The sequence below is a fragment of the Psychrobacter urativorans genome (genome assembly GCF_904846675.1).
Lineage (GTDB): Bacteria > Pseudomonadota > Gammaproteobacteria > Pseudomonadales > Moraxellaceae > Psychrobacter > Psychrobacter urativorans_B.
Window position 1 is genome coordinate 1 of record NZ_CAJHBT010000012.1, and the last position, 25,149, is coordinate 25,149.

The 25,149-nt window shown below is 42.6% G+C and carries 21 protein-coding genes; 7 read left to right on the top strand and 14 right to left on the bottom strand.

Going from position 1 to position 25,149, the window contains the following annotated elements:
- Window positions 1–282: 282 nt before the first annotated feature.
- The 4 genes from fusA to JMY06_RS07025 all read right to left on the bottom strand — a co-directional run bounded on the left by fusA (window position 283) and on the right by JMY06_RS07025 (window position 5,431).
- Window positions 283–2,409 carry an elongation factor G gene (gene fusA / locus JMY06_RS07010; protein ID WP_201528837.1) on the bottom strand — a complete coding sequence of 709 codons (2,127 nt, stop codon included), beginning with the start codon at window positions 2,407–2,409 and terminating at the stop codon, window positions 283–285.
- Window positions 2,410–2,774: 365 nt separating this feature from the next.
- Window positions 2,775–3,248 (bottom strand): 30S ribosomal protein S7, encoded by a 474-nt coding sequence (gene rpsG, locus JMY06_RS07015; protein ID WP_201528835.1) that lies wholly within the window; start codon window positions 3,246–3,248, stop codon window positions 2,775–2,777.
- A gap of 210 nt (window positions 3,249–3,458) precedes the next feature.
- A complete protein-coding gene (gene rpsL, locus JMY06_RS07020) occupies window positions 3,459–3,833 on the bottom strand; it encodes a 30S ribosomal protein S12 (RefSeq protein WP_201528833.1) in 375 nt (124 codons plus the stop codon).
- Between the two features lie 320 nt (window positions 3,834–4,153).
- Entirely contained in the window at window positions 4,154–5,431 is a 1,278-nt protein-coding gene (locus tag JMY06_RS07025) for an EcsC family protein (protein WP_201617544.1), read from the bottom strand.
- Window positions 5,432–6,064: 633 nt separating this feature from the next.
- Between JMY06_RS07025 and JMY06_RS07030 the strand changes: the two genes are divergently transcribed.
- Window positions 6,065–7,318 carry a beta-ketoacyl synthase N-terminal-like domain-containing protein gene (locus JMY06_RS07030; protein ID WP_201617546.1) on the top strand — a complete coding sequence of 418 codons (1,254 nt, stop codon included), beginning with the start codon at window positions 6,065–6,067 and terminating at the stop codon, window positions 7,316–7,318.
- A 3-nt stretch (window positions 7,319–7,321) separates the two neighbouring features.
- On the top strand, window positions 7,322–9,022 hold the full coding sequence (locus JMY06_RS07035) for an anthranilate synthase component I family protein (protein ID WP_201617548.1): 1,701 nt from the start codon (window positions 7,322–7,324) through the stop codon (window positions 9,020–9,022).
- A gap of 84 nt (window positions 9,023–9,106) precedes the next feature.
- On the opposite strand, the gene hisC is transcribed toward JMY06_RS07035, so the two are convergent.
- The 8 genes from hisC to JMY06_RS07075 form a co-directional block, all read right to left on the bottom strand.
- Window positions 9,107–10,228, bottom strand: a complete 1,122-nt coding sequence (hisC, locus tag JMY06_RS07040; RefSeq protein ID WP_201617550.1) for a histidinol-phosphate transaminase — start codon at window positions 10,226–10,228, stop codon at window positions 9,107–9,109.
- Window positions 10,229–10,315: 87 nt separating this feature from the next.
- A complete protein-coding gene (gene hisD / locus JMY06_RS07045; RefSeq protein WP_201617552.1) occupies window positions 10,316–11,614 on the bottom strand; it encodes a histidinol dehydrogenase in 1,299 nt (432 codons plus the stop codon).
- Window positions 11,615–11,907: 293 nt separating this feature from the next.
- Window positions 11,908–12,633 carry an ATP phosphoribosyltransferase gene (gene hisG / locus JMY06_RS07050; RefSeq protein WP_201528821.1) on the bottom strand — a complete coding sequence of 242 codons (726 nt, stop codon included), beginning with the start codon at window positions 12,631–12,633 and terminating at the stop codon, window positions 11,908–11,910.
- 142 nt (window positions 12,634–12,775) lie between these two features.
- Window positions 12,776–14,044 (bottom strand): UDP-N-acetylglucosamine 1-carboxyvinyltransferase, encoded by a 1,269-nt coding sequence (gene murA, locus JMY06_RS07055; RefSeq protein ID WP_201617560.1) that lies wholly within the window; start codon window positions 14,042–14,044, stop codon window positions 12,776–12,778.
- Window positions 14,045–14,149: 105 nt separating this feature from the next.
- Window positions 14,150–14,401, bottom strand: a complete 252-nt coding sequence (locus JMY06_RS07060) for a BolA family protein (protein WP_320157855.1) — start codon at window positions 14,399–14,401, stop codon at window positions 14,150–14,152.
- 163 nt (window positions 14,402–14,564) lie between these two features.
- Window positions 14,565–15,611: an alpha/beta hydrolase gene (locus JMY06_RS07065; protein WP_201617562.1), complete on the bottom strand. Its 1,047-nt coding sequence runs from the start codon at window positions 15,609–15,611 to the stop codon at window positions 14,565–14,567.
- A gap of 292 nt (window positions 15,612–15,903) precedes the next feature.
- Window positions 15,904–16,695 carry a BON domain-containing protein gene (locus tag JMY06_RS07070; protein ID WP_201617564.1) on the bottom strand — a complete coding sequence of 264 codons (792 nt, stop codon included), beginning with the start codon at window positions 16,693–16,695 and terminating at the stop codon, window positions 15,904–15,906.
- A gap of 158 nt (window positions 16,696–16,853) precedes the next feature.
- The gene (locus tag JMY06_RS07075; RefSeq protein ID WP_201617566.1) at window positions 16,854–17,363 is read right to left on the bottom strand and encodes a YraN family protein; all 510 of its coding nucleotides are present in this window, start codon (window positions 17,361–17,363) and stop codon (window positions 16,854–16,856) included.
- Between the two features lie 213 nt (window positions 17,364–17,576).
- Here JMY06_RS07075 and rsmI point away from each other — a divergent pair, with 213 nt between their 5' ends.
- Together rsmI and JMY06_RS07085 are read left to right on the top strand one after the other, a co-directional pair.
- Entirely contained in the window at window positions 17,577–18,554 is a 978-nt protein-coding gene (rsmI, locus tag JMY06_RS07080; protein WP_201617568.1) for a 16S rRNA (cytidine(1402)-2'-O)-methyltransferase, read from the top strand.
- A gap of 59 nt (window positions 18,555–18,613) precedes the next feature.
- Window positions 18,614–19,636: an adenosine kinase gene (locus JMY06_RS07085; protein WP_201617570.1), complete on the top strand. Its 1,023-nt coding sequence runs from the start codon at window positions 18,614–18,616 to the stop codon at window positions 19,634–19,636.
- Between the two features lie 119 nt (window positions 19,637–19,755).
- Here the strand turns inward: JMY06_RS07085 and JMY06_RS07090 are convergent, their stop codons facing one another.
- Window positions 19,756–21,075 carry an O-acetylhomoserine aminocarboxypropyltransferase/cysteine synthase family protein gene (locus tag JMY06_RS07090; protein WP_201617578.1) on the bottom strand — a complete coding sequence of 440 codons (1,320 nt, stop codon included), beginning with the start codon at window positions 21,073–21,075 and terminating at the stop codon, window positions 19,756–19,758.
- Between the two features lie 173 nt (window positions 21,076–21,248).
- On the bottom strand, window positions 21,249–21,923 hold the full coding sequence (nfuA, locus tag JMY06_RS07095) for a Fe-S biogenesis protein NfuA (RefSeq protein WP_201528804.1): 675 nt from the start codon (window positions 21,921–21,923) through the stop codon (window positions 21,249–21,251).
- An 823-nt stretch (window positions 21,924–22,746) separates the two neighbouring features.
- Here nfuA and JMY06_RS07100 point away from each other — a divergent pair.
- From JMY06_RS07100 to JMY06_RS07110, 3 genes are all read left to right on the top strand, one after another.
- Entirely contained in the window at window positions 22,747–23,244 is a 498-nt protein-coding gene (locus tag JMY06_RS07100; RefSeq protein WP_201528802.1) for a dual specificity protein phosphatase family protein, read from the top strand.
- Window positions 23,245–23,528: 284 nt separating this feature from the next.
- On the top strand, window positions 23,529–24,554 hold the full coding sequence (locus JMY06_RS07105) for a bifunctional nicotinamide-nucleotide adenylyltransferase/Nudix hydroxylase (RefSeq protein WP_201617701.1): 1,026 nt from the start codon (window positions 23,529–23,531) through the stop codon (window positions 24,552–24,554).
- A gap of 38 nt (window positions 24,555–24,592) precedes the next feature.
- Window positions 24,593–25,147: a Pycsar system effector family protein gene (locus tag JMY06_RS07110; RefSeq protein WP_201617585.1), complete on the top strand. Its 555-nt coding sequence runs from the start codon at window positions 24,593–24,595 to the stop codon at window positions 25,145–25,147.
- The last annotated feature ends 2 nt before the right edge of the window (window positions 25,148–25,149 follow it).

Consider the following 25,149-nt stretch of genomic DNA (forward strand, 5'->3'; position numbering starts at 1 on the left):
TGTCCGATGGTGCCGACGTTGACGTGTGGCTTGTTGCGTTCAAACTTGGCCTTTGCCATGGGGTATTCCTCTTTATTTGGGGTTCAGCGCTTAATCAATGCTAATACAATAGTTAAGGCGATGCTGACCACATTAAGATAAGTGTTAAAAGGGTGCACATACAGTGTGCAGATATTATAAGAAAATCGCGACCAATAACAAGTCTTTTAATAAGTTATTGGTGTAATCAAAGCTGACAATACAAAGATAAGCTTTATATTGTCATAATTAACTAACTGTTAGTTACTCGTCGCCATCTTTAGAGTTGAACTTGGCGATAATTTCTGCTGCAACCGATTTTGGAATCTCAGCATACTTTTGAAATTCCATTGAGTACGTTGCACGGCCCTGTGACATCGAGCGCATTTGTGTGGCATAACCAAACATTTCCGCTAATGGAACTTCAGCGCGAATCTGCTTAGTACCACCAGGTAAGTCTTCCATACCTTGAACCATACCGCGGCGGCGGTTTAAATCGCCCATGATATCGCCCATGTAATCCTCAGGAGTCTCCACTTCAACTTTCATAACTGGCTCAAGAAGCGCAGGATTTGCCGCTAAGAAACCTTTTCTGAAAGCAATAGAACCAGCCATTTTAAATGACAATTCATCAGAGTCAACATCATGGTAAGAACCGTCATACAATGTAGCTTTTACACCAACGATTGGATAACCAGCAAGTACGCCGTTTTTCATGCGTTCTTGAATACCTTTATCAACAGCACCATGGAATTCTTTTGGTACAGTACCACCAACCACTTCTTCAGCGAATTCATATAAAACTTCACCCGCTGGATCAAGAGGCTCAAGACGTAACCAAACGTGACCAAATTTACCACGACCACCTGTTTGACGTACGAATTTGCCTTCTTGTTCGATAGTCTCACGAATCGTTTCACGATAAGCAACCTGCGGCGCACCGATGTTAGCTTCCACACTGAATTCACGCTTCATACGATCAACAAGAATTTCTAAATGCAGCTCACCCATACCACTGATGATAGTCTGACCAGATTCTTCATCGGTATGCACACGGAATGATGGATCTTCTTTAGCCAAACGACCTAGGGCAATTGACATTCTTTCTTGGTCAGCTTTAGTTTTAGGTTCAACCGCTAGGCTGATAACTGGATCTGGGAATTCCATGCGCTCAAGAGTAATGACATTGCTTTCGTCGCATAGCGTATCACCAGTGGTTACATCTTTCATACCTACTAAGGCAGCGATATCACCTGTACGAATCTCTGCAAGCTCTTCTTGCGAGTTCGCCATCATCTGTACGATACGACCAACACGCTCACGCTTCATTTTAACTGGGTTATAAACGCTACCACCTTGCTTGACAACACCTGAATAAACTCGTACGAAGGTTAAATTACCCACGAACTTATCATTCATGATTTTGAATGCAAGCGCTGAAAACGGTTCGTCATCTGAAGCTTCACGGAAGCCTTCGCTTTCGTCTTTGTCATTAAGAATACCTTTAATAGCAGGTACATCTATTGGGGCTGGTAGATAACGAATCACCGCGTCTAACATTTTTTGCACGCCTTTATTTTTAAAGGCAGTACCACAAAGCAACGGAATAATTTCGTTATTAATTGTCAGTTCACGTAAAGCAATATGAATTTGTTCTTCAGACAATTCACCATTCTCGATATATAAATTCATCAATTCTTCTGAAGCTTCAGCAGCGCTCTCTACCAGGAATTCGCGATATTCTTCCGCTTTTTCTTGGAGTTCAGTTGGGATTTCGCGCTCATCATACTCCATACCTTGAGACGCTTCATCCCAATAGATGGCTTTCATAGTCACTAAATCAACCACACCTTCAAAGTCATCTTCTTTACCAATGGGAATAACCAATGGTACGGGATGACCGCCTAGACGAGTTTTGATTTGTTCGATGACGCGATAAAAGTCAGCACCAACGCGGTCCATTTTATTAACGAACGCAAGACGTGGCACTTTATATTTATTTGCCTGACGCCATACGGTCTCAGACTGTGGCTGCACGCCACCTACTGCACAATAAACCATGCAAGCACCATCAAGTACCCGCATAGAACGCTCAACTTCAATGGTGAAGTCAACGTGTCCTGGGGTGTCAATGATATTGATACGATGTTCGTCGAACTGCTTTGCCATACCTGACCAAAAGCAGGTAGTCGCCGCTGAAGTGATAGTAATACCACGTTCTTGTTCTTGCTCCATCCAGTCCATGGTGGCTGCACCGTCATGGGTTTCACCAATTTTGTGACTGACACCAGTATAGAACAAAACACGCTCAGTAGTGGTCGTCTTACCAGCATCAATGTGCGCTGAGATACCAATATTGCGATAGCGCTTTAGGGGAGTTTTACGAGCCATAGTGTTTTCCTAGGGGAAGTCATGTATGTATTAATGTATTGTATACCTCTACCTTACATCCTTGGCAATAGCCATCAAGCTTGCCATTTTGTTGACTGTTTAGTAAACCTAATACGGTTAAAAAAGCGTCGATAATAAGAATATAGTGGCATCAAATTTGGGACAAAACGATTATACAAAATCATCATGATAGATGTCTGCTATCTGCAAAGTCTAATAACTTAAGCGACCAAACTGAGCCATTAGCGATAGCGGCAATCAATAGAATAAATAATATAGTTATTAATATTAACTATATATCGTGGTCAATCAGTTGAACTAATGACAGTATCTGATTGGCCACGACTTAAAAGCATTAAGCTTTCTTAGAAACGGTAATGTGAGAATGCCTTGTTAGCATCTGCCATGCGGTGAACTTCATCACGCTTTTTCATAGCATTACCTTTGCCTTCTGATGCATCACCCAATTCGCCAGCAAGACGCAGAGCCATTGATTTTTCAGAACGCTTTGCAGCAGCTTCAGCTAACCAACGCATAGCCAATGCGGTACGACGGGAGGGGCGTACTTCCATTGGTACTTGATAGGTTGCACCACCAACGCGGCGAGCTTTTACTTCTACCATTGGGCGAACATTTTCGAGAATGTCTTCGAAAAAAGATACTGGGTCTTCAATATTACGCTTTTGGGTTGCTGTTTCAAGAGCACCGTAAACGATACGTTCAGCAGTAGATTTCTTACCATCACTCATCACGTGATTGATAAATTTAGCGATGGTTTGGCTACCAAACTTAGGATCCGGTAGGATCTCACGGGTAGCAACGATACGACGTCTTGGCATAATAATTTTCCTTGTCTTCAGGAGTGTCTGACATTCACAATCTCGCACCCGCCAATAATTTTGGGGCGTAGCAGCAAGTTGTCAGTCAGCCTTACTGCATGGTGGTATGTTATGGTGGCAGTCTAATAAAACACTTAAACCAATGACACCAAACCCATGCACAGTTAATAGGTAGTACAAATAAACGCTAGTTTAATATTATCGCTAATATTAAACTTTAGGTTTCTTCGCACCATATTTAGAGCGACCTTGCTTACGGTCTTTTACGCCAGCGCAATCTAGTGCGCCGCGAACAGTATGATAACGTACACCTGGTAGATCTTTTACACGACCACCACGGATAAGAACAACACTGTGCTCTTGTAGGTTATGACCTTCGCCGCCGATGTAGCTTGCAACTTCATAGCCTGAAGTCAAACGTACACGACATACTTTACGCATGGCTGAGTTAGGTTTTTTAGGCGTGGTAGTATATACACGAGTACATACACCGCGACGTTGTGGGCACGCTTGCAATGCAGGAACTTTTGACTTTTCCTTGATGGTTTTGCGACCCTTACGAATCAATTGGTTAGTTGTTGCCATGAGGCATCCTTCTCCCGTTTGGTATAAAACAAAAAAATGGGTCAATCCACCAATCGTCTCACATTATACGAGATTTTTTAGGGAACCCATTTTTAGGACAGTGTATTATAAAGATATGTTGTTGATATTTCAACTACTTATCAGCAGTTTTACTTTACAAATATTCTTAGATGTGCTTTGAGCTTGATTGGCTTACCATGACTAAATGGCGATGTAATAACTTTTTTCAAGGGCCCCATTTAAATGAAAATTCTCAGCGCCCTAGAGGGCTATCATCATATCGCTTACTAAGTATACGCTTAACTAGCAACACTTATAAGCTATTTTTTAGCAGCCACTTTATGCTCAGAGTCCGTAGCCTTTTTAGATTTTTCTTCAGACTTCTCTTTTTCTTTATCAGTAGCGCCAGTATCAGCTGATTTCTCTGCTTTTTTATCGGTACTGGATTTCTTGGTATCCGTTTGTTTAGTAGTAGGCTTATTAGTATTGGCTTTATCAGAATCAGCTTCGTTGGCACCCTTCACCTTATTAGAGCCTTTCTCATCTTTATTTTCAGACTTGTTCTTTTCAGACTTGTTCTTTTCAGATTTACTTGCAGATGACTTGTCTTGATGATCTTCTTCGGTCTTTTCAACTTCAGCTTCATTGCTACTATCATCAGTAATGGCTCGATTAGCCAGTTTTGGCTCAGGAGCGAAAGTAGCTTGGGCCACGCCAATAACTTCATCAATCAAGTTACTATTATAGCGCATGCCTACCGCAACGGCAGTTACTGGTAAGAAACGGCGAATCCACGACAGATTGATTTGATCCAAATCAATACCTATTTGGCTGGCAATACTGTCTACCTGTTCAGCATAAAAATTAACATTGGTATTTTTAAAACCTAAATTTTTCAGCTCGCTATGTAAACCCCGGCTTTGTACATTATCAAGCAAGCCCTTACCTACTCCGATACCCGCTAGCAATGCCTGCTTTTCTTGCATTTTACTTAGGTCAGCATTAGCCAGTAACTCATAAGCCATTTTGATGCCTTGCTTACCCGTCAGTGGTTTATCATAAACTGCTGCCAACTGATAAACCGTACGTAAAGACACCAATAGCAACCATAAGGTATCAGCCAATAGTCCCGGTAAACCTGCAAGACCAGTAAGCCCACCCAAAGTTGCAAGTGCACGATTTTGATTAGCGATATCAGTCGCTAACGCGTAACGCTGTTCACTATCTAAAGTAGCGATATCTGCAAAACGATGCTCGCTTGGTAAATCTATTTGACTCCAATTGGCCGCCAATTGTGCAACTTTTACAAAAGCGCTATCCACCACTGAGTCAAACAAACTATTAGGGACTACTTTTTTGGCATATTTACCATAGGTCGCAAATCGCGTACCAAGCAGCTGCTGAGTGGTTTTTAGCGTTTGCTCACGGAATAAATCCTGCTGATAATCATCATCGCCTAGATTGACCGCTTTATATTGCCGTGGTTTACTCGTTTTAGCATTGACGCTATCAATCATTGAACCCATACGCTCAAGATTATTACGGGTAAAATGACCAATAGTGCTGATACTTTTAGTGAGAGTACTCTGCTTTGCCATAGTTATATCCTTAACATGAGGGTTATTGTCATTGAGTATTAAAGGTTAATATCTAAGTGCTTTTATTTATAAGTGTTTTTTATTTAATTTGTTGATTTAGTTTCCGTTGATTTAGTTGCCTATATTTTGAGTATTTGGGCAGCTATTACTTAATAGGAGCAAAATATTAATACAGCCTATAATATGCACTTATCCGCTAGATTCAGTCTATTATTCTAGCTACATTTTATCGTTAGTGTCAGTGATAACAATGTTATTAGTCGCATAAAGTTTGTATCTAAAAGTATAGCTTAGTTATCATAGTCAATGTCACCGTTGCTAAAATTTAATAATCCTTGTAGCAGTCACAGTAATTGTTCACTGCTATTATTTAAAAATAGTAAATTTTTACTGTTAGTCAAAGATTTTGCAGCGTTGATAGGCTATCATACTATGATGTAAGTCATGATTGAGAATGTGCTCAAACATTATCAATATTATAATGAATGTATTTAATAAAAGCTTTAAAAAATAGTTTAGAGGCCAGTCTAAAAGCTACCTCTTCTTAAACGGGAACTATAAGAAACTAATACTTCCATTAGAAATTAGCATTATACATAGTCGTCACTAAACAGCCATCATAAGGAATAGAGTATGCGCCGAGTTGTCATCACTGGAGCAGGGATTGTCTCTTGTATCGGACATGATTTAGCCACAGTTACCACTGCCCTCAAAAATGGACAGTCAGGTATTGTCTTTAACGAATCCTATGCTGAACATGGCTTTAAATCGCAAGTTAGCGGTAGCATTGATAAAGCGGCGCTGGATACTTCTGCCATTGACCGTAAGCTTAAGCGCTTCTTTAGTGATGCCAGTCTTTATGCTTATGTAAGCGCACTGGCAGCGATTGAGCAATCAGGCTTGTCACTTGAAACCATTAATAATAACCCGCGTGTGGGTGTCATTGCAGGTTCAGGTGGCGCCTCAACAGAAGGTGTAGTCACTGCAGTAGATGCAATGCGCGAAAAAGGTCTGCGCGGTGTTGGAGCGATGGCGGTACCAAAAACTATGAGTAGCTCAGTATCAGCAGCGCTCGCAACGGGTCTTAAAATCCAAGGGGTTTCCTACTCAATCTCTTCTGCCTGTGCTACGTCAACCCACTGTATCGGTCATGCTGCTGAACTTATTCAGCTGGGCAAGGCAGATGTGGTATTAGCCGGTGGTAGTGAAGCTGAAGACTGGACGCAGTCCTGTATGTTTGATGCGATGGGCGCGATGAGTACCCAATATAATGAGACGCCCAAACAATCCTCGCGGGCTTATGATAAAGATCGTGATGGCTTTGTGATTGCTGGTGGCGGTGCGATGGTTGTGGTTGAGAGCTTAGAGCATGCACAAGCTCGCAGCGCAAATATTTTGGCTGAAATCGTTGGTTATGGTGCCAGCTCCGATGGAGCAGAGATGGTCGCACCCAGTGGTGAAGGTGCCGTGCGCTGTATGCAACAAGCTTTAGATCAAGCAGGATTAACAAGCGTCGATTATATCAATAGCCATGGTACTAGCACGCCACTAGGAGATATTACTGAGCTGAAAGCCATTGCTGACGTGTTTGGTGCTCATGATAATACGGTTGATTCTAAAAAGTCTGTTCCGCCTATCAGCTCGACCAAATCAATGACTGGTCATAGCTTAGGCGCCGTTGGGGCGCAAGAGCTTATTTATTGCTTACTGATGCTGCAAGAAGACTTTATCGCGCCAAGTATTAATATTGAGCAACTAGATGCGGCTGCCGAAGACTTTGATATTGTCACTGAAAAGCGTGATGCTAATCTTGAAACCTTGATGAGCAATAGCTTTGGCTTTGGTGGTACCAATGCCACATTAATTATCAAGAAGTTTGATGCTTAAGATATGATTGCACCCGATAACATTAAAAAAGTCCATCCCACCAAAACGCCATCGGTTCAGAACCGATGGCGTTTTGGTGGCTTGCCTGCGGCAGAATTTCTACCGCTACTCCAACGTTATTTAACAATGCAAGATTCTCGTGCACAGTGGCAACTGGTTTGGCTTAATAATGACGGCCGACCGGTGATTGGCTTACTACCGAAAGTAATATGGCACGTTTATTTTAACGACAACTCCCATTCGCTTATCCCCATAACCGTGCCTATCTATAAGATTATTAAAACCTGCCGCGATAATAATAATTCTGTCACGACAGCTTATATGAGTTATACCGACTGGCAAGATGCATTAATCAGTTATAGCAAACACTATGAAACTGTTTACAACGCTCCTGTTTCAATAAACAGTGAAAGCATTAAGCCAAGTTATCACCACGGACTCATGGGCTTTATTGGCTATGATATAACTGCTTTTGAGCTAAGCCCAGCGGCTGAAATCCAGCCGGTAACTCAACCTTTTGCGGCGATGGGACATTATGATATTTACTTAACCCCGACTGACAATGAAAAATATTGGGCACTAAATATTGAGATAACGGATACTGACGATGAATTAGATAATCCCAAACTAGCAGCGCTTATATCCTATTTGGATACGCTCGATAATAAGCTATCTGCTATAGACAGAGCTAACGAACCTACAGACTCACTAGCGCCGCTGATATTAACTGCTAAATGGCATAAAAGCGATTATCAGCAAGCCTTTGCTCAAGCCCAGTGTTACTTGCAACAAGGCGACTGTTATCAAATCAACCTAACCCAAGCGTGGCAAGGTAGCCTTGTTACCTCTAACAACCTGAATGAGAACGCTACAACAATAACCAAGCTTATTGATTATTTGCCCGACCTACACCGTAATACGCAAGCACCATTTGCCGGTTATATTGGTATTAGTACTCTGGAAAATGATAGTTCAAAAACTGATAGCTCAGACAATATTAACTTTGAACTATTAAGCTGCTCGCCGGAGTTATTTTTTACCTTTATCAAAGCAAGTAATACAGATGGCAATACAGCCTCGCATCATATCCGTACTAAACCCATTAAAGGTACAAGACCGCGTGGCATGAATGCAGAGCAAGATTTGACCCTAATGCAGCAATTAACTGCTAGTGATAAAGACCGAGCTGAGAATGTCATGATTGTGGACTTGCTTCGTAACGACTTAGGTAAATACGCCAAGACTGGGAGCGTAAAAGTGCCAGAGCTATTTGCTATCGAGAGCTTTAGTAATGTCCATCATATGGTCAGCACTATCACTGCTAAGTTAAAAGTGGACGCCCATCCATTAGCCGTATTGTTTGGTAGCTTGCCGGCAGGATCTATCACCGGTACGCCTAAAAAGCGCGCGGTAGAGATTATCTCTGAGCTAGAAGCTGATGCGCGTGGTGCCTATTGTGGAACTATGGGCTATATGAACTTTGATGGTAGCGGACAGTGGAATGTGCTAATCCGTACGCTGCAAGCACATATCTCATCGAGTACTACTAGAGAAGTCAGCTTATGGGCAGGCGGCGGTATTACTGTAGCTTCAGATTGCGATGATGAATACCAAGAATGTCTAGATAAGGTCGGAAATCTATTAAACGTCCTGAGGCAAGCGGATAGCATTCAACAAACCTTTATCGAGACAAACTGGGCTTGATTCTCGATGTCCATTTAGGATATATCTAGCTACTAATTGATATCAGCTTAAACAAGACATTTCTAAACCAACTTTGCCATCAAATTACAATGCCTTTAATGCATTAATCAACCGTTCATGCTGTGCTTTCGTACCGATAGTAATGCGTAGATACTCTTCAATACGTGGCTGATTAAAATGACGAACGATAATACCTTGCTCACGTAGCGCATTCGCAACCATACTCGCATTGCCCTCTTTAGGACGCGCAAATATAAAGTTGGCATGCGATGGCAACACTTGATAGCCTAATGTCGTTAAATCAGCCGTCAACGATTCCCGCAAATCAATAACTTGCTGGCAGGTTTCCTCAAAATAAGGCTTATCTAACACGCTAGCGGTTGCCCCTGCTTGTGCTAACTTATCCAGCGGATAGCTATTAAAGCTGTTTTTCATACGAGTCAATGCTTCAATCAATGACGCATTACCAAAAGCCATTCCTACTCGTAATCCAGCCAGTGAACGCGATTTTGAAAAAGTTTGAGTGACTAATAAATTATCAAACTCGTTAATAAGACTGATAGCTGAAACTGCTTTATCCGAGCTGTCTTCAGCTGCATAAGCGAAATCAATATAAGCTTCATCAATCACAATTACTGCATCAGGATGCGCACTTGCTAGCTTACGTATATCAGCAAGTGATAATAATAAGCCTGTAGGCGCATTAGGATTAGCGATAATGATACCGCTACAAGGCTGACTATAATCATTAGCATCGACACTAAAATCATCTGCAAGGGCAATCTGTACCAAATTTATGCCAAAGGTTTGCGCATAGACCGGATAAAAACTATAGCTGATATCTGGTGCTAACAACGGCTGCTCTTTCATAAAAAAGCTAGCAAAAGCCAGCGCCAATACTTCATCTGAGCCGTTACCAACAAAGACTTGCTTGCTATCAAGACCATGTAATTGTGCTAAGGCCGCCCGTAAGTCATCAGACTCAGGCGCAGGATACAGACGCAAATCGTCCGCTTGATTGGCTAAAACCGCAGAGATAGCCTCGCCTACTTTTGCAGAGGGTGGAAATGGATTTTCATTGGTGTTTAATTTACATAAATTATCGTGCTGAGGCTGCTCACCAGGGACATAAGGAGATAAATTCTTTGCTTTATTTGACCAGAGTCTAGTGTCTGTGTTTCTGTTATCTATCGTTGAATCACTCATAAATTATCCTACTATCAAGCGTATATATAATTATAAAAATTATAAAATAAGTTTAGAAATATCTTCATGAAATACCGCTAATAAACACTACGATTGATAGCGATAGCGAGCTGAACGCGCATGGGCTTCTAAATCTTCACGCTGCGCGAGAATATCAGCAGTCTCAGCTAAAGGCTTACTACCGCTCTCGCTACAGTAAACAATTGACGACTTCTTTTGGAAATCATAAACGCCAAGCGGTGAAGAAAATCTTGCGGTACCTGAGGTTGGCAATACATGATTAGGACCTGCACAGTAGTCACCGATGGCTTCAGGCGTATGACGTCCCATAAAGATAGCACCGGCATGACGAATGTCATCAAGCAAAGTATCAGGATCATCAACGGACAACTCTAAATGCTCAGGTGCAACGCGATTAATTACTTCCATGCCCTCAGCGCGGTCTTGAACTAGAATGAGCGCACCACGGTTTTTTAGAGAATCACGGGCGATATCAGCTTTTGGTAAATCTGCTAATGCTTTTTCAATCTCTACAGCCACTTCTGCAAGCTGTTCGGCACTGGTAGTCACAAAAATTGCTTGAGCGATACGGTCATGCTCAGCTTGCGATAATAAGTCCATCGCTAGCCAATCAGCGCGATCATCAGCTTGCCCTTCAGCATACACCAATACTTCAGACGGGCCAGCAATCATATCAATGCCCACTTGGCCAAATACGGCACGTTTAGCTGCGGCAACGTATTTATTACCGGGGCCAGTAATCTTATCTACAGAGGGAATAGTTTCAGTACCATAAGCCAATGCTGCGACTGCTTGTGCACCGCCAATAGTAAAAACCCGATCAACTTTCGCCAAATGTGCCGCTGCTAAAACTAACGGATTGAGAATACCTTTTGGGGCAGGCACGACCATGATGATCTCTTTAACGCCCGCTACTTTTGCAGGGATAGCATTCATCAATACTGATGATGGATAAGACGCTAAACCGCCCGGTACATAGATCCCTACCCGATCAAGTGGCGTGACCTTTTGACCCAAACGGTTGCCAAGCTCATCTTTATATTCCCAAGTTTCTTGTACTTGGCGTTCATGAAAGGTCTGTACCCGTGTTGCCGCTGTAGTTAACGCTTCTTTAACCTTAGTATCAAGGTTAGTAAAGGCCTTTGCCAAAGCTTCTTGGGATAATTCTAGCTCGTGCATTGAGGTTGCTGGATGCTGATCAAACTGCTGGGTTAACGCCAATACTACGCTGTCGCCATCATGGCGTACCTGCGCAATAATATCATCGACCGTTTTTAACAAATCGGCATCATTCACCGTCTCAAAAGCAAGCAAAGTAGTTAACTGCTGCTCAAAATCGGCATCTTGGGTACTTAACTGGCGCATAACCTATTCCTATGTTTAAGCTAAAAATACGAATCCAAAAATAAAGGATCTATATGTCTGTATGCTTTACGGCAACTAAAATTATTAAGCTACTTATCACTATTATTCTATTATTATAAGGGGCTTTTATTTGCAGGCATGCAGACGCAATAAAACCAGTTTAGCATGCTATATCTATCTGGTAGCGCTAAACTGGTTTAATAATGCTAATGGCAATCCTTTGTATTATTAGCAGTTATCTGTCAACAATAATAAAGACACTTATATTTAGAAAGCTGGGCTAAATAGCAGTGCTATGACGCTGCCGCAATGCTGTCTTTAAAGCTTTCAAGAATAGGCTTAAGTAGCGCAAACTTACGCTTATAGCTGACTTGGTTGACAATCAAACGTGAAGACACATCACAGATATGATCACGCGGCTCTAAACCATTAGCAATCAGAGTATTACCAGTGTCTACCACATCGACAATTAAGTCACCTAGACCAACTAGCGGTGCTAGTTCCATCGAACCATATAACTTAATAACGTCAACTTGCTGACCTTGGCTGGCAAAATAAGCACGGGCGACATTGACATACTTAGTCGCGATACGTAGACGACGATTAGGCAGCGGCGCACCTTTTACACCAGCAGTCATCAGCTTGCACTGAGCAATCTGCAAGTCTAATAGCTCATAAACATGATTGGCACCATGTTCAAGTAGCACGTCTTTACCAGCGACACCAAAATCCGCAGCACCGTGTTCTACATAAGTTGGCACGTCACTGGCACGCAAAATCAAGACGCGGACATTGGGATTGGTCGTTGGAAAAATCAATTTACGTGAAGCGGCAGGATCTTCTAACAACTCCACCCCAGCGGCCTGCAACAACGGCATGGTTTCTTCTAGAATACGGCCTTTAGATAACGCTAACGTTAAGCCATTGAACTCATTGTCCACTTCATTTAATAAGCTGTTTGTGGGTAAGTGTTCAGTTTGCTCAGTCTTAGTTTTTTCAGTCTCAGTTTGTTCAGTCATAGGAGCTAGGTGTCCGTGTGCGGTTAGTGTCCCTTGGCGGTCAGGATTTTATAGGGTTATAATTTTAATAAAAGGGCAACAATCCATTACCCTTTTACTAAAATTAAGCATTACTAGTTATGAGATTTAAATACTGAAAATATCAGTCATTAGAGTTAATACGTTCGATATTAACACCTAGTGCGCGCAATTTGTTTTCAACGTCTTCATAACCGCGATCAATATGATAAATGCGATCAATTAAGCTTTCGCCTTCAGCAGCAGCAGCAGCCATAACCAATGACATAGAAGCACGTAAATCAGTTGCCATCACGGGCGCTGCGGTAAAGCATTCAACGCCTCGAACGACAGCAGTATGACCGTCAATTTTAATAGAAGCCCCTAAACGGTTAAGCTCAGGCACGTGCATAAAGCGGTTTTCAAAGATATTTTCGATAAAAGTACTCGTGCCATCAGCAAGACAAGAAATAGCCATCAGCTGTGCTTGCATGTCCGTCGGGAATCCTGGATGCGGTTGGGTACGAATATCGACTGGATTTGGACGTTCAGTCATTTGCGCGCGAATCCAATCTTCACCAGTCGTAATCATAGCACCCATCGCTTCAAACTTCTCGAGCACTGGAATTAATAATAAGGCAGACGTATTCTTAGCCAGTACATCACCGCGAGTCATCAACGCCCCTGCCAAATAAGAACCGGTTTCGATGCGATCAGGCACTACTGAATACTCACAACCATACAGACGCTCAACGCCTTCAATAATCATAGTTGCCGTGCCAATACCACTTATTTTAGCGCCCATTGCTACTAGCATATCGGCCAAATCAACCACTTCTGGTTCAAGCGCACAGTTGCCCAAAACAGTCGTGCCTTTGGCTAATGCTGCCGCCATAATGACGTTTTCAGTACCACCAACCGTAACCATATCAAAGGAGAAATTACAGCCAATAAGTTTGCCGCCTTTAGGAGCATGTGCTTTTACATAGCCATTTTCTACGCTAATTTCAGCACCCATCGCCTCAAAGGCTTTAAGGTGTTGATCAACCGGACGTGAGCCAATCGCGCAGCCACCAGGAAGCGACACTTCTGCTTCACCAAAACGTGCCAGCAATGGGCCAAGTACCAAAATTGAGGCACGCATGGTCTTAACTAAATCATATGGCGCATAAAAATTATCAATATTCTTGGTATCGCAAGTGACGGTATCGTCCTGCTTTTGGATACGAATACCCATACCACCAATCAGCTTAATCAACGTTGTCACGTCTTGCAATGAAGGCACGTTATGTAACGTCGTTGGGGTCTCGGCCAAAATCATGGCCGCAAGTAAAGGCAAAGCGGCATTTTTAGCGCCTGAGATAGTAACTTCCCCTGCAATACGACTGCTACCGGTGATTAAAAACTGATCCATATATGTGACAACCTAACTGTGAATGTGGGAAAAATGAAGGATTAAAGAGATAGAAAATGAGCAACTTAAGCGTTAGTCACCTAAAGCTAACGGTATAAAAAACAGTTAGCCTTGTGACTGAACATCCCACTCAGCAGGGGTTAAAGCCTGAATATTAAGCGCATGAATATCGCCACTAGCAATTTTATCATTAACCAAGGCATAAATAGCTTGTTGACGCTGTACGGAACGTTTGCCCTCAAAGCTGGCATCGACTACGCGTACATCAAACTTATTGCCTTGATTAGCGGCTTGGATAAAAGCGTCTGGGAAGTGCTGCTGTAAAAATGCGATCAAATCGTCGGCGTTCATGCTCATAGAATATCCTGTATTATCTTTAAAATAGCGTTTAGGTTCAATAGGAAGTCATTATAACAAGAGTTTGATTATCTTACAGTACTGTCTGCTGATATACGCTCGAACTTTGGGCAGTTAAAATGGCTAACAATGACTGATAGTGATTACTAATGCTTTCAATGTATTAATTAAGCTCTTTATCTAAATACCGTAATACTTGCGCGCGCACATCATTTAGCCAACGTAGAGGTGGTGCCATGGCACCAATACTGGTGGCGTGACTGGCGCCCTTAATCACGCCGTTTTCCACGGTTGCACCATACTTTCTTAATGCTTTAGTCATATTAATGGTATTTTGATCATAAACGGTTTTATCATTTTCAGCGGTCAACAGTAGATAAGGCGGCTGTGTGCCTTTGATATGTCTATCTGGCATGACCTCATCAGGGGTAACATCATTAGCAAAAGCACTAGAGCTACCATATTTACGAAAATCATAGCTATAAGGACCTGCAATGCCAATGACGGCGCTGATATCTTTTGGACTGATACCATAGGGAGCTAGAAAATCTGAATTAGACACTGCTGCCATCATATTAAAGGCGCCAGCTGAATGCCCAACCACGGCCAAACGCTGGGGATCGGCATGGAAATTTGCGGCATTATCATGGCTCCATGCAATAGCCTTGGCGGTATCTTCAACGTAATCCGGATAAACGTGCTCGGGCGCTTTGCGATAGTTAATCACAGCTGTAATGTAGCCTGCTTGCGCCAGACTCTGCCCAACAAAGGCATAGTCCTCTTTACTGCCACTCTCCCATGAACCACCGTGGACGAACACCACCATCGGATAGCTTTCGCTGATACTTTCCTGTGCCTGCGTCTGCATCGCTTGCGCTAAAGGCTTAGGATAATACATGTCCAAATCTTGCAGGGGCGCGTCGCCATATAAGATGTTTTTCGTGACCCCAACGCCGCCACTTGAAGTAAACGTATTAACTAGGCTCAATGCAGATAAAGCCTGAGCCTGTTGCGCGGCTAGGGCAATACCGCCTATAGCTATTACTGCAGTCACGCCTGCGCCTGCCAGCTTAAGTCCACGCGGTTTAGGTGTTTGGGGCTTGTTACCCTGTAACTCCTGCGCTTGTAACTTAGCCGTCTGTGAATTTGTGACAGTGGTCCCATTAGCTGGCTTGTCCGTAAGATGACAGTCCTTTTTTGTATTCTTCATATCCGTATCCCTATCAGGTTTCAATTAACTGGGTAGCAACCATCACCCTAGTATTGTTGGTATCAATAATGAGCGCCGTACTGACCGCTAGATTATTCAACTTAGTTTCTTTTTATACCCTTGTTATCTTACCGACTTCTTTAAAATTTACCGTCTTTTTACTGTTATGACTCTTAAGGTTCTTGTGAATAGTGCTTATACCAAGATAAATAGTACGCAATAGGAAAATAGTACTTGTCTCTTTTTACATGAGTTAGTGAGGTGAGTTATCTATATGAGTTATTTAACTTATTTATTGATTGTCATACAAGTCAATATAAGGGCTAGATGTCTCTTGCGCTGCTGGGTTATTATTGTCTAACACGACAATTGGTGCGGCATCTCTAACCATCGGCTTAGCAACGGTTGCAGAGGATTTTATGTTACTTTCAAACATAATATCATCCTCATTAATCGGTGCTCCTCTATCATCTAATAAGGTCGTCAACAAAACCAACTCAGTGATACCTACCGTTTTATTAGCAATATCAATCAGCAAGCTTTGCTGAGTCGGCGTCATCCGTCCCATCACATAGACCACGCCGTTATTGGTTACCGTTTTAATTTGTGACGCTCTTATACCATTGTTAGCGGTCACTCTTCCCAGTAGCTTCGAGGTAATATAACCATCATGGACGGTTGAGCTATACCCTTTGGCAACGCTGATATTCATCTCGTTATAGACGCTGTGAACGTCGGGCATGGAGCGCACTACTTCCTCAATTTGCTTTTTAAGTGCTTCCGATGGCACTTCACCGGTCAGCAATACTTCGCTATAAAAGCTGTTGATACTAATGCGACTGTTTTGTTGCAGATTTTCTTGTAGGCCATAAATATTGACCTTGACGGTGTGCTCAATACTACGATCAAGCAGGCGCTGTGGAATGGTGCGTTCGGTCACGGGTACGCCATAAGTCCCTTCGGTGCTATTGGTTAGATAATTGGTGGTACAGCCGGTATTCGCAATGCTGGCCATGACGATTGCGCCAATTAGAGCACGGCGCGGCGTGGTAAAGATAGTGGTGAGCGAATGCATCCTTGTCATTATTTACCTCATAAGACATTATTAAATAGGTGACGTCGATTATTACGGTTACTTTAATTGAAGTTACTTTACTTACATTTTATCTTTGACGGTTAGGTATTTGGTAACGGCATATTGTTAAAACCCTTCAGTTACCTTTTGAATGGAATTTTTAATCATTACCACGCTGCGGCCATAAATGCACCCATAAACCATTCAGGCTGGTAATCAGTTTTTAAATGGTTCACTTGCTCAATATCATAAGCAATCACATCAAACCGGCAATCATAGCTGGCATATTTAGGAGTCTGCTGTAAAAAGTATTTAGCCGTTTTGATAACTTTACGCTGTTTTGACTTCGTGACACTAAGGGCGGCATCACCAAAACCTGAACGTAGCCGCTGACGTACTTCAATAAATACTAAGGTCGACCATGCCTGCCCGGCCTCTAGCATGACCAAATCCAGTTCACCGACTTTAGGCTGCTGCCAGTTTTTTGCAATCAGCGTCAGCCCCTTATATTGCAAAAACACCAATGCTTGTTGCTCAAAATAACTGCCCTGCCGCTGCTTAGGAGAGTTCAGTGCCAGCGGACGATGATGGTTGCTTTTATTAGTATTGTTATCAGTATTAATATTGGCAAGATTATTAGCAGTTTCATTAACACTGTCATCAGTATTATTAGTCATAACATGGGTTTCCTTTATTTAAGATGAACAACCATGATGACCGTTAAGCACGCTATTATTGTCAATAAAAATGATAGGCCACGCAACAGGCAGGCAATTCAGATTTATCATAGCACAACATGCTAAACTAATGACTTTTGCGCGTTTAGTGCTTTGGTAATAAGCGCATTTGCCAAGCGCTTTTACAATGGTCACAACACCTAAGAGGTTTTCATGTCTACCCCCACTACAATGCCGGCTTGTCTCTATATCGTTGCCACTCCCATTGGGAATTTAAGCGATATGACGCCGCGCGCGATTGATACGTTAAAGCAGGTTGCTATCATCGCTTGTGAAGACACACGTACCTCCGGTAGGCTATTGTCTCATTTTGGCATTGATACCAAGATTGATATTAAGGGCGCTAAAGATAATAATGATGATAAGGCGGTTAGTAAAACTGACAATGATAAAAACAACAGTAATAATACTGATGGCAGTAACACTGAAAGCAAAAAAGGCCATAATAAACTGTGGGCTTATCATGAACATAATAGCGCGGTTCAAACGCCCAAAATTATCGAAATGATTCAGCAAGGTCATTCGGTCGCTTTAATTAGTGATGCCGGAACACCACTAGTCAGTGACCCTGGTTATCAATTGGTACAAGCTGCGCATGCCGCAGGCGTAATGGTCTCGCCTATCGCTGGGGTATCAGCTGCTATTGCAGCGCTATCAGTGGCAGGGTTGCCATCCGACCGTTTTAGCTTTATTGGTTTCTTACCCGCTAAGACTCATGGTCGCCAAAAACAATTGACCGCTTTAAAATCCCGTACCGAGACGCTGATACTCTATGAAGCCCCGCATCGTATTATTAGTAGTCTGGAAGATATGGCAGAAGTCTTTGGTACGGAGCGCGAGGTAACTTTTTGCCGAGAATTGACTAAGACTTTTGAGACCGTTTATAAATCTACCCTTGCCGAATTGATTGAGTTCGTTAAAGCGGATGACAATCAGCAACGCGGTGAGATGGTAGTGATTGTCGCTGGTGATAATGTCGCCCAAGATGATGATGACATTAGTGTCCACGATGAATTATTGCAGCGTTTGTTAGTAGATTTATCCGTTAAAAAAGCGGCGGCTTTGGCCTCTGATATCACGGGTGTCAAAAAGAACGCTTTATACCAGCGCTTGCTTGAATTGCAGGTTTAGGTCGCTGACACTTTTATTTTGTTGTTAATTTTTTAATATTAAATTAGGAGAAATAGATAATGTACGATGTGATGGCAATAGGTAATGCATTGGTTGACCATGAATATATGCTCAGCGAGGCGGCGCTAGAAGAGACTGAGCTGACCAAAGGCAATATGACGCTGGTGGGACTTGAAGAGCAGCAACAGCTGTTGGCGTATTTTCAACTGGCAGAAATTGAACCGTCAAAACAAGCCGGCGGTGGCTCAGCAGCCAATACGATGTTTGCCTTTGCCAGCTTAGGCGGTAAGCCGTTTTATGCCTGCCGCGTGGGCGATGATAAGCAAGGGCAGTTTTATCTGCAAGACTTAAATCAAGCCGGTGTCACCACCTCAGATCAGTCGATACATGCGGGCGGCGTGACCGGCTCATGCGTGGTGGCTGTGACTGAAGACGGCGAGCGCACCATGCAGACCTACCTTGGCACCTCAAGCGATATCACCGCTGATAATGTCAATTTTGACGCGCTAGTGCAAGCCGACTGGCTATATTTAGAGGGCTACTTAGCAATGTCTGAGGGCATCCAGCCTGCCATGACCCAGTTGCGTCAACAAGCAGGAATTCATGGTGCCAAAATCGCCGTAAGCTTTGCTGACCCAGCAGTAGTAAGATTTGCTAAAAAAGGCTTACTTAATATGCTCGGCAATAAAGTCGAGATAATATTCTGTAATAGCGAAGAGGCAAAACTATTCACCGATAAAAAACAAGTGAAAGCGGCAGCACGCGCGCTACTTGAGCATTGCCAAATTGCAGTGGTGACGGATGGTGCCAAGGGTGCGATTATCGCGCAAAAACCTGAGAATGACAACGACGATATTATCATTCATGACGTTGCCACCCCAGCTGTTGCGGATGTCATTGATACCAATGGCGCAGGCGACAACTATGCGGGTGCGTTTTTATATGCCCTATCACAGCAATACAGCTTACCAGAGTGTGGTCGTCTTGCCAGCGAAATCTCAGCTCAAGTCATCCAGCAATTTGGTCCACGCTTGGAACCACAATATTATCAAGAAATTGCCCAACGGGTGCTGTCTGCTTAGGTCATTAATTTAACTTTTAAACTGCTGAGAAAATAAAAAAGCCCATATCAAATCGACATGGGCTTTTTCTTATTAATTTTACGTGACGGACTTAGCAATATTATACCGACGTCTTTACCTTAAGAAGACACTAAGGCTTGTTCTAAATCTGCTTTAATATCGTCAATATGTTCAATACCAATCGACAAACGTACCATATCTTCGCTAACTCCCGCTTGTGCCAATTCTTCTTCATTGAGCTGGCGATGGGTAGTCGTTGCTGGATGGCAGGCTAGTGATTTAGCATCACCGATATTCACTAAGCGTGTAATCAGCTGCAAGGCATCAATAAAGCGTGCCCCTGCATCACGGCCACCCTTCACGCCAAAGGTCAAGATAGCTGATGGCGTGCCTTTCATATAACGTTTTGCAAGTTCGTAGTCAGGATGATCTGGCAAACCGGCGTATTTTACCCAAGCGACTTTATCATGGTCACGCAGGTATTCAGCAACGACTTGCGCGTTTTGTACATGACGCTCCATTCGCAAGCTTAACGTTTCCATCCCTTGCATAATACTAAAGGCATTTAACGGACTTAATGCCGCGCCGGTATTACGCAGCGGAGCAACACGAGCACGGGCAATAAAGGCGGAAGCACCGATATCTTTGACAAAATTCACCCCATGATAACTGGCATCGGGGGTATTAAGTAGTGGAAAACGCTCAGGATAATCACCCCAAGGGAACGTGCCGCTATCAACAATCGCACCACCGATAGATGTGCCCGTGCCGCTCATATATTTGGTTAATGAATGCACCACGATATCAGCACCAAACTCAAACGGACGGCAGAGTGCTGGCGTAGCAACCGTATTATCAATAACTACCGGTACACCATATTCATGAGCGATATCGCTCAACGCTTGAATATCGACAATATTACCGAGGGGATTACCGATACTCTCGGCAAAAATTATTTTAGTTTTATCATCAATCAAACCACGAATAGACTCAGGATTTTTATGGTCAAAAAAGCGTACTTCGATACCTTGGCGCGGCAAAGTATGAGCAAATAAATTATAAGTACCGCCATATAACGTCGATACGGCAACGATATTGTCACCCATTTCACAAATGGTCTGCACGGTATAAGTAATCGCCGCCATTCCTGAGGCCACTGCCAAGCCGCCTACGCCGCCCTCAAGCGCGGCCACACGTTCCTCAAGTACCGCATTGGTCGGATTCATAATACGGGTATAAATATTGCCTGGAACTTTCAAATCAAATAAATCTGCACCATGCTGCGTATCATCAAACGCATACGAGCTGGTGTGATAAATGGGCACAGCGACCGCTTTGGTCGTTGGCTCAACACTATAACCGGCATGAATAGCTAGGGTCTCTAAATGTGGCGTGCGCGCTGTTGAATTAGCTGAGTTAACGGATTGTTCATCACTCATCATATACTCCTTGGCAAAATTAAAAAACTATCTATCAAAAATCATAGTTACAAAAAAAGCTGAGTTAATAGTAACCCAGCTTTTTTATGAAAGAATAGCAAATTTTTAATGTCTTAATGAATAAAATTCATAACCAGCAAGAATAATAAATTATTTTAGTTTAACCTAAACCTTTATTTATAATAGGCATTTTCAGTGCTGGTGTGATCAGTCTCATCAACCACTTGGGTGAGTTCTGGTATTTGCTGCTTGAGCTGCACTTCCACACCTTGGCGTAAAGTCATATCGACTGCAGAACACCCTTGGCAACCACCACCAAATTTTAGCACAGCGGTAAGGCCAATACCTTCTTCTTCAATAAGTTCTATTAAATCAACCATACCGCCATGCGCGGCCAAACCGGGGTTAATCTCAGATTGCAATACGTAGTTAATACGTTCTTCAACGCTAGCATCTGCACCAACTTTTGGTACTTTAGAGTTTGGAGCTCGGAAAGTTAACTGACCACCGAAGCGATCTTTATTATAGTCAATTACCGCATCTTCTAAATATGGTACGGATGCGGCATCAATAAAGGCAGAAAAATTATCATAGCTGAACTGCAAATCAGCACTGTCTTCTTCACCCGGTTGGTTATAGGCCATACAGCATTCAGCACGCGGCGTACCGGGATGCTCAACGAAGATACGCACACCGATACCATCGGTATCTTGCTTCGATAGCAAATCAGCCAAATAACCTTGCGCTGCTTCAGTGATAGTAATATTGCTTTTGGTTTCAAGCTGCTCAGTATCTAACGCCGACTCATAGTCCGCAGGAGCGGTATCTGTTGGGTTGTGTTCACTCATAATTATTCCTATGCGTTATGACACAAACGCTATATTTATCAAAAGCTGCTGTGTCGTGAATTTGGGAAAATATGGGAATTGCTAATCGTCACGGCTTATCGTTATATTGGTCTGTCCGTGATAACTATCAAGTTATAACACCTATTATACCGTACTCAGAGCTTAATTCCGACTGCGCTACTGTGATTTAAAGTTATCTTCTACTCATAGACAGATTTGGTTTTTTTTATGACCATACCTTTAGGCATAATTAGGAAATAACTTAACTATATTTAAAGAGGTAAGCTTTATCTTAAGGCAGTAATGTCGTTTATCAAGCGTGAAGAATACATGGCGCAGAACCCATTACAGCGTTTAACGAGTTTAGTGAAAACACTCAAGACCTTATCGTAAAAAACCTTAAATTAATACCATAGCACCGTATGAGGAATAATGACTAAATATAGTCATTACGTTATAATTTTCAGAAAAACAGAGACAAACATTACCCCTGCCCACTATTATCTACAAGCTTCAGCCATCTCTTTACGAATATAAAGTAGATTGACTACCACCAAACCAGTGGTAATATGAACAAACGAGGGGAACAAGATATTAAACCCCATTATCAAGCAGCACTGTCTCTTCTTTAATAAGGTCTCTTATGGATCGGTTATCAGGCATACCATTTGCCTCAAGAGTTTCAACTAGGCTTAAAAGGTTACACTCCAAATCAGCTGCTGCTATTTACTCGGTTAGCGCAACTGGCTTAATGTCTGGTCGGCAGTCCGCTTCGTCTTTGACGTCGGCGTCTCAGCCTACATTGTCTAAAAACGAGGCCCCCTTGCCTAAGCCCGCTGTCTTAATTGACGATACTACCAATCTGTACCAAGTTGATGATTTATTATTTAGAAGTGAGCAGCTACGTGCTGGGGATATCGCGTTGCTAAAAAATAATAACATTGACGCTATTCTCAATCTACGGATCTTTGGTCAAAGATCGAACCATAAGCTATTAAAGGATCTTATCGATGATACCGCTATCAGTTTGTGTGGTTATCCGCTTAAAACATGGTATGTCACCCCGCAAGAAGTAGCAGAGGCACTGACGCAGATAAAATCCTTACAATCTCAGAATAAGTGCGTATTAGTTCATTGTTACCACGGTGCCAATCGAACTGGAATCATCGTCGCCATGTACCGCATCATTGAACAAGACTGGCCGATTGAACAAGCCAAGCTGGAAATGGTGACCGGTGATTTTGGCTATCATCCAATGTGGTACAACCTACGAGCCATGTTAAATACTGCCACAGTTGACGCCGTTCGGGCGCAAATGTAGACAAGCTTGCTGTATTAAACGCTAATGTCTGCGACCTTTTCCTTTCATTTTTGTATTGCCTCATTGTCCTATAATAAGTAGCCATCATTAGCAATTATGTATCGTGATACCCCTTTACACTTGTCAGTATGTAAAGGGCTGTGTCAGTATTAGCGTCATTGAACCATCATAAATAAATGATTGATAATAATTAATAGATATATCGCAAGGAGTTGGCGTTGATGAGTGTGTTACCTGAACAAGATATAGTGGCAAATCCAGTACAGAGTCCAGTTGGTTTAAATATGCACGATGACGCTAAACATTATCGTTATCTGGTATTTATCGGCCGTTTTCAACCGTTCCACCGTGGTCATAAAGCGGTTATTGATGAGGCGCTAAAGCGGGCCGATGACGTGATTATGCTTATCGGCTCAGCCAATCTACCGCGTAGTTTGCGTAATCCGTTTTCGGTTGCTGAACGTTCTAACATGATTAAAAAGGCATACTCAGCAGACGAGGCTAAGCGTATTCACTGCGTAGGCCTTGATGATGCATTATATAATGACACGCGCTGGCTAAAATATGTACAAGCCGGCGTCAAATCAATCACCGGTGATTTGGACGCTGATATTGGTCTGATTGGGCACTCTAAAGACAGCTCATCATACTATCTCTCCTTATTTCCTAATTGGGCAGCCGTCTCCGTACCCAATTATCATAACCTCTCAGCCACCCCCATTCGCGACAGTTATTTGATGGGCGCAGCGCCTACGCCTGAGCGCACTCCCGAATCGACACGTAACGTGTTAAACAAATTCAAAAAAACTTCTGACTATCAGCGCTTGCATGAAGCAGCAGGCTTCATTTATAAATATAAAAAACAGTGGGAAGCGGCCCCTTATCCGCCAACCTTTATGACCGCTGATGCACTGGTGGTACAGTCAGGGCATATTCTTTTAGTAGAGCGTCGCGGCATGCCAGGACGTGGATTGTGGGCACTACCAGGCGGTTTCCTTGACCCAAAAGAAAGCTTATTTGGTGCCTGTATCCGTGAATTACGTGAGGAGACGCGCCTAGAAGTTCCTGAGCCAGTACTGCGCGGCTCATGCCACAGTCAGCATACCTTTGATGATCCATACCGCTCTGCTCGTGGTCGAACTATCACCCAAGCCTTTTATTTCCAATTAAAAAACGACCCAAAAGGGCTACCAAAAGTAAAAGGTGGCGACGATGCCGCTGGAGCATTTTGGTTACCGCTGGCTGAGCTTGATGCCAAAAAGATGTTCGAAGACCACTATGCCATCATTACTAAAATGGTCGGGTTGTAGGATTTAATAGTATTGAACCAACATAAGCTAAGGATGAGATGGCTTTGAACGAAGAAAATAAAAATAATATCGAAGATAAGACATCGTTTCTATTTGAAGTTCTTAAAAGATATGATCATTATATTGCCACAACAAACTTTAAAGTTGGTTTGATGATGTCTTTTATTGGCGCTATTATTTTTGGACTGACTGTACGGGTAATTTCCATTCAATCAACTCAAGCTGGATGTAGTCTAGTTTACTCCTTCGCTGTCACTTTTTCTTTATTAACAATAATCTTCTCTCTGGCTGCTGCTGTGAACTTATTAAGAGTAGTATTCCCAAATACTGGAACTCATACCGATGGAACCTCTCTAATTTTTTTTGGAGACGTTGCTAATAGCAAGAGTGGAGCTGACGGCTATAAAAGTAATATTGAAAGAGCTGACTCTGGAAACTTACTTAATGATTTATCAAAGCAAACCTTCCTCGTAGCAGAAGTAGTAAATGAGAAATTTAGAGTACTAAAAATTTCCGTAAATATTATTATTTATGCTGTAATCCCTTTACTCTTCATCTCTATAACTCTAATAATTATCGAAGGAATGAGATAATA

Coding starts and splice junctions, on each gene's coding strand:
- JMY06_RS07025 (WP_201617544.1), bottom strand. CDS start 5,431: ATGGCAAAGCAGAGTACTCTCACTAAAAGTATCAGCACTATTGGTCAT.
- rpsG (WP_201528835.1), bottom strand. CDS start 3,248: ATGCCAAGACGTCGTATCGTTGCTACCCGTGAGATCCTACCGGATCCT.
- rpsL (WP_201528833.1), bottom strand. CDS start 3,833: ATGGCAACAACTAACCAATTGATTCGTAAGGGTCGCAAAACCATCAAG.
- JMY06_RS07090 (WP_201617578.1), bottom strand. CDS start 21,075: ATGAGTGATGAACAATCCGTTAACTCAGCTAATTCAACAGCGCGCACG.
- rsmI (WP_201617568.1), top strand. CDS start 17,577: ATGTCTACCCCCACTACAATGCCGGCTTGTCTCTATATCGTTGCCACT.
- JMY06_RS07030 (WP_201617546.1), top strand. CDS start 6,065: ATGCGCCGAGTTGTCATCACTGGAGCAGGGATTGTCTCTTGTATCGGA.
- hisC (WP_201617550.1), bottom strand. CDS start 10,228: ATGAGTGATTCAACGATAGATAACAGAAACACAGACACTAGACTCTGG.
- nfuA (WP_201528804.1), bottom strand. CDS start 21,923: ATGAGTGAACACAACCCAACAGATACCGCTCCTGCGGACTATGAGTCG.
- fusA (WP_201528837.1), bottom strand. CDS start 2,409: ATGGCTCGTAAAACTCCCCTAAAGCGCTATCGCAATATTGGTATCTCA.
- JMY06_RS07075 (WP_201617566.1), bottom strand. CDS start 17,363: ATGACTAATAATACTGATGACAGTGTTAATGAAACTGCTAATAATCTT.
- JMY06_RS07070 (WP_201617564.1), bottom strand. CDS start 16,695: ATGACAAGGATGCATTCGCTCACCACTATCTTTACCACGCCGCGCCGT.
- JMY06_RS07110 (WP_201617585.1), top strand. CDS start 24,593: ATGGCTTTGAACGAAGAAAATAAAAATAATATCGAAGATAAGACATCG.
- JMY06_RS07085 (WP_201617570.1), top strand. CDS start 18,614: ATGTACGATGTGATGGCAATAGGTAATGCATTGGTTGACCATGAATAT.
- JMY06_RS07035 (WP_201617548.1), top strand. CDS start 7,322: ATGATTGCACCCGATAACATTAAAAAAGTCCATCCCACCAAAACGCCA.
- hisD (WP_201617552.1), bottom strand. CDS start 11,614: ATGCGCCAGTTAAGTACCCAAGATGCCGATTTTGAGCAGCAGTTAACT.
- hisG (WP_201528821.1), bottom strand. CDS start 12,633: ATGACTGAACAAACTGAGACTGAAAAAACTAAGACTGAGCAAACTGAA.
- JMY06_RS07060 (WP_320157855.1), bottom strand. CDS start 14,401: ATGAGCATGAACGCCGACGATTTGATCGCATTTTTACAGCAGCACTTC.
- murA (WP_201617560.1), bottom strand. CDS start 14,044: ATGGATCAGTTTTTAATCACCGGTAGCAGTCGTATTGCAGGGGAAGTT.
- JMY06_RS07065 (WP_201617562.1), bottom strand. CDS start 15,611: ATGAAGAATACAAAAAAGGACTGTCATCTTACGGACAAGCCAGCTAAT.
- JMY06_RS07105 (WP_201617701.1), top strand. CDS start 23,529: ATGCACGATGACGCTAAACATTATCGTTATCTGGTATTTATCGGCCGT.